This is a genomic window from Achromobacter mucicolens (genome assembly GCF_902859725.1).
GTDB classification, from domain to species: Bacteria; Pseudomonadota; Gammaproteobacteria; order Burkholderiales; family Burkholderiaceae_B; genus Achromobacter; species Achromobacter mucicolens.
Genome location: NZ_CADIJP010000006.1, coordinates 204,388 through 220,164 on the forward strand (window position 1 = coordinate 204,388; position 15,777 = coordinate 220,164).

Annotated in this window: 14 protein-coding genes; 8 read left to right on the forward strand and 6 right to left on the reverse strand. The window is 67.5% G+C overall.

The genetic code is table 11. From position 1 onward, the window contains the following. Positions 1-42 precede the first annotated feature (42 nt). Positions 43-468: an Hsp20/alpha crystallin family protein gene (locus HV786_RS09655; RefSeq protein ID WP_128827177.1), complete on the reverse strand. Its 426-nt coding sequence runs from the start codon at positions 466-468 to the stop codon at positions 43-45. Positions 469-724: 256 nt separating this feature from the next. Between HV786_RS09655 and HV786_RS09660 the strand changes: the two genes are divergently transcribed. Continuing rightward, entirely contained in the window at positions 725-1,150 is a 426-nt protein-coding gene (locus HV786_RS09660; RefSeq protein ID WP_175210637.1) for a universal stress protein, read from the forward strand. 11 nt (positions 1,151-1,161) lie between these two features. Next, the gene (locus tag HV786_RS09665) at positions 1,162-3,624 is read left to right on the forward strand and encodes a cation-translocating P-type ATPase (protein ID WP_175210639.1); all 2,463 of its coding nucleotides are present in this window, start codon (positions 1,162-1,164) and stop codon (positions 3,622-3,624) included. Positions 3,625-3,663: 39 nt separating this feature from the next. Here HV786_RS09665 and HV786_RS09670 read toward each other — a convergent pair whose 3' ends face one another. Further along, positions 3,664-4,311 carry a BON domain-containing protein gene (locus tag HV786_RS09670; RefSeq protein ID WP_128829162.1) on the reverse strand — a complete coding sequence of 216 codons (648 nt, stop codon included), beginning with the start codon at positions 4,309-4,311 and terminating at the stop codon, positions 3,664-3,666. An 87-nt stretch (positions 4,312-4,398) separates the two neighbouring features. After that, entirely contained in the window at positions 4,399-4,905 is a 507-nt protein-coding gene (locus tag HV786_RS09675; protein ID WP_128829199.1) for a hypothetical protein, read from the reverse strand. A gap of 221 nt (positions 4,906-5,126) precedes the next feature. Here HV786_RS09675 and HV786_RS09680 point away from each other — a divergent pair, with 221 nt between their 5' ends. Further along, the gene (locus HV786_RS09680) at positions 5,127-5,570 is read left to right on the forward strand and encodes a DUF695 domain-containing protein (RefSeq protein ID WP_128829161.1); all 444 of its coding nucleotides are present in this window, start codon (positions 5,127-5,129) and stop codon (positions 5,568-5,570) included. A gap of 31 nt (positions 5,571-5,601) precedes the next feature. Here HV786_RS09680 and HV786_RS09685 read toward each other — a convergent pair whose 3' ends face one another. Genes HV786_RS09685 through HV786_RS09695 form a run of 3 tightly spaced genes read right to left on the reverse strand, consistent with a single transcriptional unit; the run spans position 5,602 to position 9,550 of the window. Beyond that, on the reverse strand, positions 5,602-6,594 hold the full coding sequence (locus HV786_RS09685; RefSeq protein ID WP_128829160.1) for a tripartite tricarboxylate transporter substrate binding protein: 993 nt from the start codon (positions 6,592-6,594) through the stop codon (positions 5,602-5,604). 32 nt (positions 6,595-6,626) lie between these two features. Then, entirely contained in the window at positions 6,627-8,732 is a 2,106-nt protein-coding gene (locus tag HV786_RS09690; RefSeq protein ID WP_175210641.1) for an acetate--CoA ligase family protein, read from the reverse strand. After that, the gene (locus HV786_RS09695) at positions 8,729-9,550 is read right to left on the reverse strand and encodes an enoyl-CoA hydratase/isomerase family protein (RefSeq protein ID WP_128829159.1); all 822 of its coding nucleotides are present in this window, start codon (positions 9,548-9,550) and stop codon (positions 8,729-8,731) included. Before HV786_RS09695 ends, HV786_RS09690 begins: the two co-directional genes overlap by 4 nt. 130 nt (positions 9,551-9,680) lie before the next feature. Between HV786_RS09695 and HV786_RS09700 the strand changes: the two genes are divergently transcribed. From HV786_RS09700 to HV786_RS09720, 5 genes are all read left to right on the forward strand, one after another. Next, a complete protein-coding gene (locus HV786_RS09700; RefSeq protein WP_128829158.1) occupies positions 9,681-10,490 on the forward strand; it encodes an IclR family transcriptional regulator in 810 nt (269 codons plus the stop codon). A 121-nt stretch (positions 10,491-10,611) separates the two neighbouring features. After that, complete coding sequence (locus tag HV786_RS09705; RefSeq protein WP_062842238.1) at positions 10,612-11,124, forward strand: sigma-70 family RNA polymerase sigma factor; 513 nt, start codon at positions 10,612-10,614, stop codon at positions 11,122-11,124. Beyond that, a complete protein-coding gene (locus HV786_RS09710; RefSeq protein ID WP_175210643.1) occupies positions 11,117-12,040 on the forward strand; it encodes a DUF4880 domain-containing protein in 924 nt (307 codons plus the stop codon). Before HV786_RS09705 ends, HV786_RS09710 begins: the two co-directional genes overlap by 8 nt. A gap of 99 nt (positions 12,041-12,139) precedes the next feature. Further along, a complete protein-coding gene (locus tag HV786_RS09715; protein WP_175210644.1) occupies positions 12,140-14,530 on the forward strand; it encodes a TonB-dependent siderophore receptor in 2,391 nt (796 codons plus the stop codon). Positions 14,531-14,537: 7 nt separating this feature from the next. Beyond that, positions 14,538-15,761, forward strand: coding sequence for a PepSY-associated TM helix domain-containing protein (locus tag HV786_RS09720; RefSeq protein ID WP_128830233.1), 1,224 nt, complete (start codon positions 14,538-14,540; stop codon positions 15,759-15,761). Positions 15,762-15,777: the final 16 nt, after the last annotated feature.

A 15,777-nucleotide genomic window follows, 5' to 3' on the forward strand; every position in this document is an offset into this window, starting at 1 on the left:
CGTGGTGGATTCAGGGCGAAATCGACGCGATACGCGAGCCTGTCATTCGATCTGCAGCGTCTTGTTCCGGCTTCCGGCCGATTTGGGCAGTGTCAGAGTCAGGACGCCGTTCTCGCAGACCGCCTTGGCGGCCGCTTCATCGATGGGGCTGGCCAGCGACACAGAGCGTTGAACCTGGCCCCAGAAACGCTCCCGGCGGATGACGTTTCCCGCCTCTTTCGTTTCACTGTGCTTTTCCTTGTTGGCCGTGATCATCACCGTGTTGCCATCGATCTGCACGGTGATGTCCTTCTTGTCGATCCCGGGCACGTCGGCCTTCAGGACGTACTTGTCGCCTGCCTCGGTGACATCGATGTCCATCCGGGGGGCCTGATCGTCCCCGTTCTGCCGGATCGGCCGCAGGAACGCCTGGAACACGTCCGCGAAGGGTTCGCTTGAAAATGGGCTGTATTGCGTCAAGCGCGACATGGCTATCTCCTTTTCGTGAGGATGAGACGCGGGAGGTTCCCCCGCCTCACCATGTTGCCCCCGTCCGGAATCGCCAAATTGACCTTTGTCATGCAGAAATCGGGGACAAACGTCGGGCCCCGCGCAGGCCTGGACGCGTTCGTCCAGGCGATCGGGCGAAAGCTTGACTGACGTCAATTTCAACAGCGGTATCGGCGCGATGATGGCATCACGCCCGAGCCATGCGGCCCGGGCAGATACTGCTATCGGAGGGGTCGTGAAAAACGTGCTTATCCCCGTTGACGGATCGGGCAATTCCCTGCGCGCCGTGCACTATGTGGTCGACCAGGTCCGCGAACATGGCCCTTGCGCCATCCACCTGCTGAATGTGCAGCCGCCCATTGCTTCCGGCACGATGTTGGCGTTCTTTGAGCCGGATGCCATCGAAGAATTCTATGAGGACGAAGCCAAGGCCGCCCTCGCGGAGTCGGAGGCCTTGCTGGACCGCTCGGGCATCGTCTATCAAAAGGCGACGCGGGTGGGCAACATTGCCGAATGCATCAAGGCCCACGCCACCGAGCAGGGTTGCGACCATATCGTCATGGGGTCGCGAGGACTGGGCGCGGCCGGCAGCTTGTTTCTGGGATCGACCACGCTGAAGGTGCTGCACACGGTTCACATTCCGGTGGTGCTGATCACCTAGGCCGATGCGCCATGCCTTCGCCGGACCATCAGCGCACCCTGGCCTCGATCAGCCTGGATCTGGTCAAGGATCCGATGTTCGCGTTGCTGCTGGCCGGCGGCGGCCTTTACACATTACTAGGCGCTTGGCAGGAAGCGGCGCTGTTGCTGCTTTTTGTACTGGTCATTTTTGCGCTGACGGTGGCGCAGTCATTACGTACCGCACGCGCCCTTGACGCATTGGATCGTCTGGCGGCGCCCCGCGCCCTGCTGCTGCGCGACGGCAAGCGCCACTGGGTGCCGTCGGCCGACCTGAAGCCTGGCGATGCGGTGCTGCTTGCCGAAGGCAACCGCGTCCCCGCGGACGGCCGGTTGACGGACGGCGAGGGTCTGCTGGTAGACGAGTCGCCGCTTACCGGCGAGTTCCAGCCCGTGTACAAGCAGCCTTCGGGCACGGTTGAGGGCGATGCCGACGTGCTGAGCGGGACGCTGGTGCTGTCGGGAACCGGCACCCTGCGCGTTCTTGCCGTGGGAGACGACACCCGGCTGGGCGCGCTGGGGCAGTCGATGCGGCAGCTGACGCCGGAACGCGCGCCCCTGGAATTGCAGACCCGCCATTTCATCCTGCGGTTCATGTGGGTGGGGTTCTTCCTGTCGCTGGCCACCTGGGCCCTGTACGTCTATATGCGGGGAGGATGGTTCGAAGGAATGCTGGCGGGCATCGCGTTGGCGATGAGTCTGCTTCCGCAGGATTTCCCCGTCATCGTGACCATCTTCTCCGCGCTGGAAGCCCGGCGCATCGCGGGCGAAGGCGTGCTTGTCCGCAAGCTGAGCGTGGTCGAAACCCTGGGCAAGACCACCGTGTTGTGCGCCGACAAGACGGGCACCATGACGACAAACACCATGGTCGTTCGCGCGCTTTACGCCGGCTCGGTGCGCATCGATGCCGCCGATCTCGCGGGCGCGGCGGCGGCGGATTGCGCGGCCGAGGCCAGGACCCTGGCCGAAACGCTTGCGCTGGCGAGCGTGCCCGATTCCGGCGATGCGATGGAGGACGCCTTTCGCACTTTTGCCGCGTCGCTTGGCGGGCATCCGCCGGCGGGCGGTCTTGCTTTGGTTAAAGCCTATCCCTTCTCGTCCGCACGGTTGGCAGTGATCCACGTCTGGTCTGCGGCGCAAGCGGATGACGCCCGTCTCGCATGCAAGGGCGCGCCGGAGGCCGTGTTCAAGCTTTGCCAGCTTTCGCCGGCGCGCACGGCGCAGCTGCAGGCCGAGGTCCAGCGCATGGCCGCGGCGGGGCTGAGGGTGTTGGCGGCCGCCAGCGGGCGTTGTCCGAACGGTCGGCTTCCCGATCAGCCCGACGACCTGCCACTGCAGTTCGCGGGTTTGGTGGGCCTGGAAAACCCGCTGAAGGAAGGCGTGGCCGAGTCGGTCGCCGCGTGCGATGCGGCGGGCATACGCGTGCTGATGCTGACGGGCGATCATCCGGAGACTGCCCGCGCCATTGCCCGCCAGGCGGGCATCCCGGCCGACCTCGTGGCTGAGGGCGATGTGCTGGCGCGGGAAGGCGGCGCGCATCTGGCCGAACTGGTCGAGCGCACCTGCGTTTACGCGCGCGTAAAGCCGGAACAGAAGCTGCGCCTGGTCCAGATGCTCAAGCGGCAAGGCGCCATCGTTGCAATGACCGGAGACGGTGTCAACGACGCCCCCGCATTGCGCGCGGCCCACGTCGGCATCGCCATGGGCGCGCGTGGCACCGATGTCGCGCGCGAAGCCGCCGACCTGGTCCTGACCCGCGACGATTTCTCCGATATCTTGAACGCGGTCCGGCAAAGCCGCCGCCTGTTCGACAACCTGTCCAAGGCAATCGTCTACATCGTCGCGGCGCATGTGCCGATCGCCGGGTTGGTGATCCTGCCACTGCTCTTTGGCTGGCCGGAACTGCTGCGCCCGGCCCATGTGGCGTTCCTGGAGATCGTCATCGGCCCCCTGTGCGGACTGGCTTTCGAGTCCGTCGCGGCAGAGCTGGACCTGATGCGCCGCCCTCCCTTGGCCGTCGAGAAGCCGCTGTTTTCACTACGAACCTTCCTGATTGGCCTGGCCCAGGGGCTGGCGCTGTTGGCATCCGCCGGCGTTCTCTACGCCTGGCTGCAACAGACCCAGACGCCCGCGGATACCGCGCGCGCCACCGCCTTCTGTGCACTGGTGCTGGGCAATCTGACCTTGATGGTCAACAACCGCTCGCCCCATCAGCGGCATGCCGGTACATGGGACGGCGCCACCCGGCTGGCGGTCGCGGCGACGCTGGCGCTGCTGGCCCTGACGCTGCAATGGCCTGCCCTGCGCGGGCTGTTCGAATTCGGCCCGCTGGGCATCCGGGAATGGGCGGCGGCGCTGCTGGCCGCGTTGACGGTGTGGCCGGTGGCGCGTGGACTGCGGCCGCTGGGCCGGCCGCTGAACGCGCCTGGCGCGCTGCCATGCGGGGCCGCTCGATAACGCGCCGACGCGACTGGCGTCGCGGTTTGCGCGATGGAATCAGCCGACCACCAGTCTGTCCTGCACTTCGACCACGCCGGGTACGGCCCACGCTGCCCGCTCCGCGGCGCCGCGCTCCACCCAGCTGTTGACGCGGCCCGTCAGCACAACCTTGTGGTCGTGGACACTGACCTCGACACGCCTGGCTTCCAGCAGGGCGCTGCTGAGCAGCGCGTCTTCGATCCTGCGCTTGATGTCCACCGCGTGCACGGACGGCGCCACGGCGATCTGGTTCGATACGCCCGTCACCCCCGAAAGCTTGTGGACGGCGTGCTCAGCGGCCTCGCGTTGGAAGTACCACTCGACAGCCCCCGTCAAGGTCACCCACCCCTTGTGCACGGCGACCTGCACCTTGCCCTCCGGAATGGTGGCATCCCACGCGATGATGCTGAGGGCGCGCGCGGCAATCTGGTCATCGGCAAGCTTCTTGTCGCCTGCCATCCGCACCTCGATCTCCTGTGCCACGCCGCGCACGCCTTTAACGCGTTCAACGGTCTCTTCGGCAGCCAGCTTCTGTGCAAAGCTGCTGACGTGCCCCGAAAGCGTCACGACGCCATTCTCGGCCACCACGCCGATATGCCGATCATCGACGCTGGGTTCGAACGCCAGCGCGCGCTGCACCCTGTCCCGTAATTCCGAGTCACTCATGATGTTCTCCCGAAGATGACGGTAGACCCGCAGCGCCTTTTCGGCCCTGACGCCGCCACTGGCAGGCGCACGCGCGCACCGCGGCGGTCACCGTTGTGGCGTGGCCGAATTGAGTTGCTGCTGCAGCATCTGCTCCATCATCCGCTGCTGCATTCCCATGTATTGGTCGCGCATGTATTGATGTTCCCGGACCTGCTCAGGCGTCAGTCCGGAGTAATTGCCTCTCATGGCGTTCCATCCCATCATCGGGCCTCCCCGATGATGGGGGCCGCCGCCACCCTGCGCGCAGCAAGCTCCCATGCCGCCCGTCCACATCTGGCGCATCATGCCCATGGTGTTCTGCATGAGCTGCCGGTGTTCAAGCATGAGCTTCTGCCGCGCATCCGGATCGGTGGTCTTCTGGATCTCATCCATCTGCTTTTGCATGTTTTCCAGATTCTCTCTGACTTGCGCAGCCTCCTTGTCGAAGTTCTGGACATTGCCGGAGGGCGAGGCCGGCTGGGCCGGGCGCGCCGGCGCGTCGCTGGGTGGCGCGGCAAGCGCCAGGCCAGGGGCCGACAAGGCAAGCATCGCGGCAATGGCCGCAGTCTTCATGTTCATGATAGATCTCCACCCGATTGCCAATGGCACAAGGTTCACTGCGCGCAACGCCTGCGCAGCGCCAGCATAGATCGGCCAGAATCGCCGAAATTGACAATCGTCAACATCATCGAGGTCCCTGCGCAGGGCCGCTGCAAGGGCACCGCGGCCCCTCTGGACCGCTTGCGATAGACTCGTGACCTGTTTCGAAGAAGTAGTGAAAAGGAGTTCAAGCAATGCCCAGCATTTTTCCAGGCGATCTTTGGGCGGTGGGCGAAGCCCGCGTCAACGGACTGCCGGTCGTCATCCGCTTTCGCACCGGTCTGCCGGCCGAGGCCGACCGCCAGATCAACGAGAACCTGATCATCATTACGTGGCCTTACGAGGGCATCGAATCGGGCATGCCCAATGATGAAGACAAACAGCGCACCAACCGTTTCGAAGAGGCCGTCGAGCAGGGCTTCGAGAACTCGGACGCCGGCGTGCAGGTGGCTTGCCTGACGGGCAATCATCAGAAGGAGTGGCGCTACTACACACCGAATGTCGAGGCGTTCCTGGATGCGTTCAACAAGTGCCTGGCGGGGCATCCCGAGTATCCGATTGAGTTGCGCATGTTCCAGGATCCGGACTGGAAGGCGCTGTCGGAATTGCAGCCGGAAGGGTCCGACCAGCTGCATTGAACGCACGCACGCAAACACCGGACAGGCCCGCTCAGGGCTTGTCCGTGATTCCGGCGTCCTGGATGATCCGGCTCCAGCGCGCCTCTTCCTCCTTGACGTACTCGCCCAGCGCGGCGGGCGTGCCCACATCGGGCGCCAGGCCCTCCAGCTCCAGCGCCGCGCGGAAATCCGGGTCGCCGGACGCCTTCCTGATTGCCGCGTTCAACGTGTCGATGACGGCGGCCGGCGTGCCGTTCGGCACGAACACGCCATACCAGCTATCCACGAAATATCCCGCCTCGCCCGCTTGCGCGACGGTCGGCACATCGGGGTAAGCCGGCGAACGCTGCTTCGTGGTCACGGCCAGTGCGCGCAGCTGGCCGCTCTTGATGTGACCGCTGACGCTGGCCGAGGTCGAGAAGATCATGTCGATCTGCCCGCCGATCAGGTCGTTGATGCCGGGGCCGGCGCCCTTGTAGGGCACGTGCAGGATGTCCACCTTGCCCAGGCTCTTGAAGAGCTCGCCCGCCAGATGGGCCGAGGTGCCGTTGCCATAGGATCCAAACGTCAGCTTGCCGGGATGGGCGCGCGCGTAGGTAAGGATCTCCTGCACGCTCTTGAACGGCGAGTTCGGCGGCACCACCAGCACGTTGGGCGATTTGCCGATCATCGCGACCGGCGCGAAGGCCCGGTCGGTATCGTAGGGCAGCTTCTTGTGGATGGCCGGGTTCACCGCATGGGCGAACGTGGCCATCAGCAAGGTGTAGCCGTCAGGCGGACTCTTGGCCACGTTCTCCGTGCCGATGATGGTGCTGCCGCCCGGGCGGTTTTCCACCACCACGGTCTGGCCCAATTCCTGCGTCAAACCCTTGGCCAGCTGGCGCGCGATCAGATCCGTGCCACCGCCCGGCGTGAACGGCACGACGATGCGCAAGGGCCTGTCGGGGTAGGCCGCGCGCGCCTGCGGCGCGGCCAATGCGCCCAGCGCCAGTACCGCCGCGGCCATGCCGATGCCGCCACGCGTGAAGAAGTTTTGCTGTTTCATGGTTGTCTCCTGTTTTTATCCACCCGCCTGAACTAGTTCAGGCGGTTTTGCAGGACGGCCACGCCGTCCGCCGCGCAAACGCCCTGGCCCGCAGGCCGAACGAAGAGCGGATTGATTTCGGCTTCGACGAGGACGTCTCCCAACGCGCCCGCCATGCGTGAGAACGCGACGACGGCGGCGACCAACGCCGGGACGTCGGCGCGCTCGCGCCCGCGGTAGCCGTCCAGCAGGGGCCAGGTCTTGAGCCGCCGCAGCCCGGCCATCACCTGCGTCGGCGACAGGCCGGTCCCGTCTTCGGGCAGCATCAAGAGCGTCGTATCCCGCACCAGCTCGGCGACCACGCCCCCCATGCCAAGCAGAATGGCCGACCCCAGCGGATCCCGGTGCAGGCCCACGATCACTTCCGCCGCGCCAGTCACCATCTCCTGGACCAGGAAGGCGCGAGGCGTGTCGCCGGTATGACGCAGGACGTCCTCGCGCATCTGCCTCAGCCGTGCGGGCACGTCCTCCTGCGCCACGTTCACGGCCACGCCGCCCACGTCGCTCTTGTGCGTGATGTCGCGCGACAGCAGCTTGAGCACGACCCGCGGGCCCAGCGCGGCCGCGGCCTGCGAGGCCTGTGCCTCGTCCTGCACGACGATTTCCTTGACGCTAGGCACCCCGAAGCGGGCAAAGAGCGCCTTGGCCTGCGCCTCGTCCAGCAATCCGCCTTCTACAAGTTCCAGGCCGTCCGGCAACCCGGCGTTCGGCGGCAACGCGTTGTCCGCCTCGACGCGCGCCTGTGCCTGCCACATCGCCGCCATGGCCGCGCTGACGCCTTCGGGCGTGTGAAACGCCGGTATGCCGTAGCGGCCAAGCACCTCCGCGGCGCGGGGCGCGTGCGGGCTGATGTAGGCCATCACAGGCTTGTTGGCGCCAGCCAACGTGTCCTTCAATGCGCCTGCCATCAGTTCGGGCTGCGCCACGCCGGACGAACCGACGATCACCACCAGCGCGTCGTAGCTGCCGCTATCGAGCAGGATGCGGATGGCGCCGCGCAGCAGTTCGGGCTGCAGGCCCGCGAGCGTGACGTCGATGGGATTGCGGTCCAGCGCGGCGGGCGTGCCGGGTTGCAGGGCGCGCAGCGCCGCGCCGGTGGCGTCGTCAGGCGCCGGCAGCTCGAACCCCGCGAGGCCCAGGCAGTCCGCCACCAGCGTGCCGGCGCCGCCCGTCGATGTCAGGATCGCGACGCGGCGTCCGGGCAGCTTGCGTGCGTGCGCCAGCGCAGCCGGAATATCCAGCAGGTCCGAGAAGGTCTGCGCGCGGATGACGCCCGCATCCTCGAAGAGCGCGTCGTACATGGCGTCGGCGCCAGCCAGCGCCCCGGTGTGCGACGCTGCCGCCCGCGCGCCCGATTCCGAACGCCCGATCTTGAACGCCACGACCGGTTTACCGGCGGCCCGTGCCTTGCGCGCGGCGGCGCGGAATTTGGCGGGATGGCGAATGCTCTCGACGTACAGCGCGATGACCCGCGTGGCGGGGTCGTCGGCCAGCGCGTCCACGAAGTCGGCCAGTTCCAGGTCAGCCTCGTTGCTGGTCGAAATCAGCTTGGACAGGCCCACGCCCCGGGCGGCGGCGCGCGACAGCAGCGCGCCCAGGATGCCGCCGCTTTGCGAGACGAGCCCTACCGCGCCGGGCTGCAGGTCGTCGATTTCCAGGGCGCCGCTGGCCGACAGCGTGACCCGGTCGGTCAGGTTGACCAGGCCGATGGTGTTCGGCCCCAGAATGCGCATGGCGCCAGCGGCCTCGCGCAGCGCCTGCTGGCGGCGCGCGCCCTCCTCGCCGCTTTCCGAATAGCCGCTTGCCAGCACGATGGCCGCGCCCGTGCCGATGGCGGACAGCTCGCGAACGGCCTGCTGCGTGCGCTCGGCGCCCAGCACCACGATGGCGACGTCGGGCGCCTGCGGCAGCGAGCGGATGTCGGGATAGCAACGCAAGCCGTCGATCTCGGACGCCTTCGGGTTGACGGGGTAGATGCTGCCCTGAAACCCGTGCTTGCGCAGGTAAGCCACGGGCCGGCCCGAGGTCTTGGCGGGGTCGACCGACGCCCCGACCACTGCCACGCTGCGGGGCCGCAGCAGCTTGTCCAGGGCGCTCACGACTTCTCTCCCTGGGCGCGGGCCGCCTGCGCCTGCGCCATCTTTTCCAGAAACGCGGCCACGGCGGCGCGGTGCTCGGCGCTGGTGTAGCAGATGCCTTGCGCCTGACTGCCCATGGCGAACACCTGATCGGCCGTCAGTTCGAACGTCTGGTCCAGGATCGACTTGCCCAGCGCCAACGCCGTGGCCGAGCCCTGGCTCAATTCCGCCGCCCACGCCTGGGCCGCCTCCACCTCGGTACCGGCCGGCACGAGCCGGTCGGCGATACCCAGCTGCAGGGCCTCCTGCGCCGCCACCTTGCGCCCGGAATAGATCAATTCCTTCGCGCGCGCCAGGCCGACGCGGCGCGGCAGGAAATACATGCCGCCACCGTCGGGGATCAGGCCGCGCGCAATGTAGCTCCACGTGAACGAGGCGCTTTCGGACGCCACGATGAAATCGCAGCTGAGCGCCGTGTCCGCCCCCAGCCCCGCCGCCGCGCCGTTCACGGCCGCGATCGTCGGCTTGGGCATGTTGAACAGCAACCCTTGCGCGTGGTGCACGCGCTGCTGGCGCGACCATCCGTTGAATCCGACCTCGCCCGCCGGCGCGTCCATCCTGCGCTGCATGCCGGCGATGTCGCCGCCCGCGCAGAATCCCTTGCCTTCGCCCGTCAGCACCAACGCGCGGATCGCGCGGTGCTGTGCGACGTGCTCCAGCGCCTGGATCAATTCGCTGCGCATTGCGTCGCTGATCGCGTTGCGCTTGTCGGGGCGGTTCAGTGTCAGCGTCGCCACGCCGTCCCGCGTCTGCAGTCTGATGAATTCGTAGTCAGCCATTTCCGTGCTCCGTCGTTTCCGGGGCCAGCCCCGGAATCCACAACGGCTGCCGGGCTGGCAACACCGACAAGGTAGGCGCTACAGTGTGCAAATGCACCGCCCCATTTCCATCTAGTGGAATTGCACAACCATGCGCGCCGCCTCCGAATCCGCTACCGCCGCCAGCCGCCGCTTCACCGGCGTGAGCCAGAACCGCTCGCTGGAACGCGGCCTGGAGATCCTTCGCGCGTTCAAGCCGGGCACGGACCTGCTGGGCAATGGCGATCTGGCCGAACGCACGGGCCTGTCGGCGGCGACGGTCAGCAGGCTGACGCAGACCCTCGTGACCAGCGGCTTTCTGGAACACGACCGGCGCGCGCGCGCCTACCGCCTGGCCGCGCCGGTGCTCAGCCTGGGACACGCCATGCACGCCTCGTCGCCGGTGCTGCGCGCGGCCACGCCGCTGATGCGCGAGGTGTCCGTCAAGCAGCGCCTGAACGTGGGCCTGGCCAGCGCCGACCGGGCCGACATGGTCTACCTGGAATCCATCCGCTACAACCGCAAGGCGTCCCTGCGCACCATCGTTGCGGGCCAGCGGGTTCCGATCGAGCTGACTTCGCTGGGCCGCGCCTACCTGGCGACGCTGGACGCCGACACGCGCGACGCCCTGCTGGACCAGATCCGGCAGGGCTATCGCAGCGCCACCTGGAAGCCGATCCGCGCGGACATCGACAGCGCCATCGCCAAGGTGACGGCGCGCGGATATTGCGTGGCGTCGTGGCAGCCGGGCGTGGTGGCGCTGTCCACGCCGCTACGCCCGCTGGGCGGCCCGGCAATGGCGCTGAACATCAGCCTCACCACCGACGACGCGCCGTCCGCGGTGGCGCAGCGGCATTCCCCGCATCTGCTTGCGCTCAAAGCCGGCATCGAGCACGAACTGGAAAGCCAGCATCCCGCCTGACACCTGCCCCCCTCGGATTCCCTGATGCCGCCCCCGCAAACCGCTGATACAATAAGAACCATTCTCAATCTCGACACTCTCCGTCCGGGATTGCCAACGTCTCCCCTTTCGCCGCACTTCCATGACTCGCAGCCTGGCGCCGGATCACCATCATGTGGGCGCACTCTATGTGGACCATCACCGCTGGCTGGTGAACTGGCTGCGCAGAAAGCTGGGGTGCGGCTTTGACGCCGCCGATATCGCGCAAGACACCTTTCATCGGCTGTTGGCCGCGCCCGAGCGCGCCCGCGGCCTGCAAGAGCCGCGCGCCTATCTGACGACGCTGGCGCACGGCCTGGCCGTGGACCACATCCGCCGGCGCAAGCTGGAGCGGGCCTATCTCGACGAGCTGGCCCTGCTGCCAGAAGCCCAGGCCCCTTCTCCCGAAACCCGCGCCCTGCTGCTCGAAACCCTGGTGCGCATCGACCGCATGCTGGACGGCCTGAACGCCAAGGCGAAGGCGGCGTTCCTGATGTCCCGGCTGGACGGCATGACCTATCCCGACATCGCGGCAACCTTGCGCGTGTCGGTGAGCTCCGTCGAAAAATACATGGCCGCCGCCATCCGTCATTGCTACGAACTGCGCTATGGCTGATCGCGCCGTGGTGCTGGATCGCGCCATTTCCTTTGCGGTGCGCCTGAACTCGGGCCACGCCGACGCCGCCGAGCACGAGGCCTGCCGCCGCTGGCGCGAGGCCGACGCCGAGCACGAACGGGTCTGGCGCCAGTTGCAGGCGATCGAGACGGATCTGCGCGCGGTGTCCGGCTCTGCGGCGGCGTCCGCGCTGCGCGCCGCCCCCGCCCGCGGCCGCCGCCGCGTCCTTGCCATGCTGGCGTTGGGAACGGTGGGCGCTGGCGCGACGCTGGCGTGGCGCGACGGCGCCTGGGATCGCATGACCGCCGACTACCGCAGCGGCGTGGGCGAGCGCCGGCGGTTCGCGCTGGAGGGCGGGGCCGAACTGTGGCTGAACACGGGCAGCGCCGTGCGGACCGACCCGGGCGGCCGGCGCCTGACCCTGCTTGCCGGCGAGCTGCGCATGGACACGGGCGCGGCGCCCGCCCCGTGGGAAGTGCGCACGCGCCAGGCGCGTTTCACCGCCACGCAGGCGCGCTTTCTGCTGCGCACGATCGAAGACGCCACGCTGCTGGACATGCAGCGCGGCGACTTGCGCATTGCCCCCTTGCACGGCGCCGAATCGCGCGCCGAACCCGGCGGGCGCTACCGCGTGACGGACCGCGATGCACGGCGCGAACCCGCTGCGCCGTTTGACGCCGATAGCTGGGCCGACGGCGTGCTGACCGTGCGCGGCATGCAGCTCGCGGACTTCCTGCAGGAACTGTCGCGTTATCAGCGCGGCTGGATCAGCTGCGATCCCGCCGTGGCCGATCTGCGGGTGTCGGGCGTCTTCCTGCTGGACGACCTGCCGGGCGCGCTCAATACGCTGTCCCGCGCGCTGCCCACGCGGATCGAGCGCTACGCGGGCCTGTGGACCCGCGTGCTGCCCGCCTGAATGCCGTTACAACTTTTTGGCGATTCCGTTTACGGGTTTTGGCGTCCTCGTTCGACATAGGGAATGACAACCCCCGTTTGAACCAGGATCGCCTACGTCATGTCCCGCTCTGCCCGCCCCACCCCGACGCGCCTTCTGCGCCTGCTTCCGCTATGCGCCGCGCTGGCGCTTGCCCCCGCCGTTCAAGCCCAGTCCGCGCGCGTGACGGTAGAACAGGCCGCCGCGCCGCTTGAGACCGCCTTGAACCAGTACGCCGCGTCGGCGCGGGTGACGCTGTCGTTCGATCCGTCGCTCACCACGGGCCGGCAGGCGCCGGCGCTGCGCGGGCCCTACGCCATCGCCGAGGGCTTTGCGGCGCTGCTGGCGGGCAGCGGCCTGGTCGCCGAACAGACGGGCGAACGCCACTTCGTCATCCGGCCCGCTACACCGTCGGTCAGCACGCTGGCCCCCGTCACGGTGACGGGCGACTCGGCCGCCGAACGCTACAACCCGCCGACCACGGTAGGCTCCAAGACGCCCCTCACGCAGCGCCAGATTCCCCAGTCGATCAGTGTGGTCACGCAGGAACGCATGCGCCAGCAAGCGATGCAGACGCTGGACGATGCGATGCGCAACACGGCGGGCGTCACCGTCGAACGCCGCGACAACAGCCGCTCGATCTTCCATTCGCGCGGCTTTGACATGACGTCGTATCAGATCGACGGCATTCCCACGCAATACGACTGGCGCATGCTGTCCTCGACGGACCTTGCCATCTACGACCGCGTCGAGGTCCTGAAAGGCCCCGCGGGCCTGTACAACGGCGCGGGCGGGCTGGGCGGCGCGATCAATCTGGTCCACAAGCGCCCGCAAAAGGAATTCGGCTTCGAAGGCAGCGTCTCGGCCGGCTCGTGGGACAACTACCGCTCCGAGGTCGACCTGACCGGCGGCCTGAACGAGGACGGCTCGCTGCGCGGACGGCTGGTTGGCGTCTACCAGGACCGCCGCTTCTTCTACGACAAGACCCGCGAGCAGCATTCCGTGCTGTACGGCGCCCTGGCGTATGACTTCACGCCGCGCACCACGCTGACGGTGGGCGGCGGCCGCCAGGAACGCGACATCCACGCGTCGATGTGGTCGATCCCGGCGCTCATGACCGTGGGCCCCGGCGGCCAGCCCAGTTTTTCGCTGGCCGACATCAAGCGCTCCACCTTCATCGGCGCCGATTGGAACCGTGACCAGTTCACGTCCACCGAAGCCTTCGCCGACGTGGAGCACCGCCTGGACAATGGCTGGACCGCCAAGCTGTCCGGCCGCTACGCCGAAAACAAGCTGGACCGCGAACAGGCGTACGGTTGGGGGCCGGCCAACACCTCGAACAACCTGATCCAGCTGTTGTCGGCCAAGGGCCCGACGCGGCAGGCGCAGACATCCTACGACGCCTACGCCGACGGCCCCTTCCAGCTGTTCGGCCGCCAGCACAATCTGACGCTGGGCGCCAACTACACCGACTCGCGCTTTGACAATGCGTGGAACTACCCGACACCGAACTGGGCGCCGCGCATCGACATCACGAACCCGCGCTCGGACTTCGACCGCCTGGACTATGCCTTCAACAACAGCAACCACGCGCGCACCAAGCAATGGGGCCTCTACAGCAACCTGCGCCTGCGTCTGGCCGAGCCGCTGACGCTTGTGGCGGGCGGGCGCTTCAGCTGGTGGGACCTGACTTCCAACCAGCGCACGCTCACCGCGGAAAAGGCGCAGCAGGCCAATTACGACGGCAAGTTCACGCCCAACCTGGGCCTGATCTATGACCTGAACGACACCTATTCGGTCTATACCAGCTACTCCGAGATCTTCCTGCCGCAGAACGGATACACCACGGCGGACGGCAGCATGCTCAAGCCGTTGGAAGGCAAGCAGATCGAGGCCGGCATCAAGGGCGAATACCTGGACGGCGCGCTCAATGCCTCGTTTGCGGTGTTCGAGATCCGCGACGAGAACCGCGCCACGCTCTCGCCGGATTCCACCACGGTCTACACGGCCAACGGCAAGACGCGCAACCGCGGCTTCGAGCTGCAGGTCAACGGCGAGATCCAGCCGGGCTGGAACATCTACGCCGGCTACACGTGGCTGCAGACGCGCGTGGACCAAAGCGCCTCGTATGACTCGAACGTGACCGCCGTCGCGCCGCGCCATCTGCTGCGGCTGTGGACGGATTACCGGCTGCCGGGCGTGGCAAACCGGTGGACCATCGGCGGCGGCGTCAACGTGCAAAGCGGCACCTACGTTGCCCTGCCGCAGTACAACGGCGCGCGACTGGAGCAAGGTGGCTATGCCACGGTCGACATGAAGATCGGCTACGAGATCAACCGCAACCTGGATGTGGCGCTCAACGTCACCAACCTGTTTGACCGCAAGTACTACGCGACCATCAGCTCGCCGCGCTCGCAGAACATCTTTGGCGAGCCGCAGGCCTTCCTGCTGACGCTGCGCGCCAAGTACTGAGCGCGGCATGGCGATCGCAGCGCGCCCGTTCTGGGTCCGCGTGCACCGATGGGCGGGGCTGGCCACCGCCCTGTTCCTGTGCGTGGCCGGGCTGACGGGCAGCATCCTGGCGTTCAAGGAAGACCTGGACGCCTGGTTGAATCCGCAGCTGTTCCTGGCGCCCGCCGAGGGACGCGCGCTGCTGGATCCCTTCGTCCTGCGCGACACGGTTCGCGCGCAGTTGCCATGGGCCGGCGTCGAACAGGTGCCGTTGCGGCGCGAGGCCGGCCGGGCCGTGGTCTTTCGGCTGACGCCGCGGCAGGATACCGCCACCGGGCGCATGCTGCCGTTGCCCGCCACGCATGCCTTCGCGGATCCCTACAGCGGCAAGGTGCTGGGCTGGCGCAACGAGGGTGCGGTGTCGCTCGCGCGCGAGAACCTGCTGCCCTTCATCTACCGGCTGCATCTGGATCTGACGCTGCCCGGTGTCTGGGGCCGCTTGCTGTATGGCGTGATCGCGCTCATCTGGACGCTGGACTGTTTTGTCGGCTTTTACCTGACCCTGCCGTCCAAGGGTGCGAAACGCACTGGATTCTGGCGCGCGTGGCGGCCGGCCTGGTCGATCAAGCGCGGCGCGTCGGCGGCACGCGTCACACTGGATCTGCACCGCGCCTTCGGCCTCTGGCTGTGGGCCCTGCTGCTGGTGTATGCGTGGTCCAGCGTCATGTTCAACCTGCGGGCCCAGGTGTACCAGCCGGTGATGTCGGTCATCATGCCGTTCGACACATCGTGGCGCGGCGCCCCCGTCCTGCCGCAGCCGCTGGCCACGCCCGCGCTGGAAGGCCCGGCCGCCCTTGAGGCCGCGCGCCGCGCGATGGGCGAACTGGCAAAAGAGCGCGGCTTTACCGTGGATGGCGAGGAGTCGCTGATGCTGGACCGGCGGCGCGGCGTGTACGCGTACCTGGCGCACAGCGACGCCGACCTGCGCCGCCACGTGGGCAACACCACCATCCTGATCGACGCCAACACGGGCGAGCGGCGCGGCATGTACCTGCCCACGCGCGGCGCATGGGGCGACACGTTCAGCAACTGGCTGGGTGCGCTGCACATGGCGCACGTCTTCGGCCTGCCCTACCGGATCTTTGCCTGCCTGCTCGGGCTGATCGTCGTCATGCTGTCCGTGACCGGCGTGCTGATCTGGCGGCGCAAGCAGCGGGGCCGGTCGCATGCCGCATTGCGCCGGCCCGGCTGACACGCCGCCCCACATG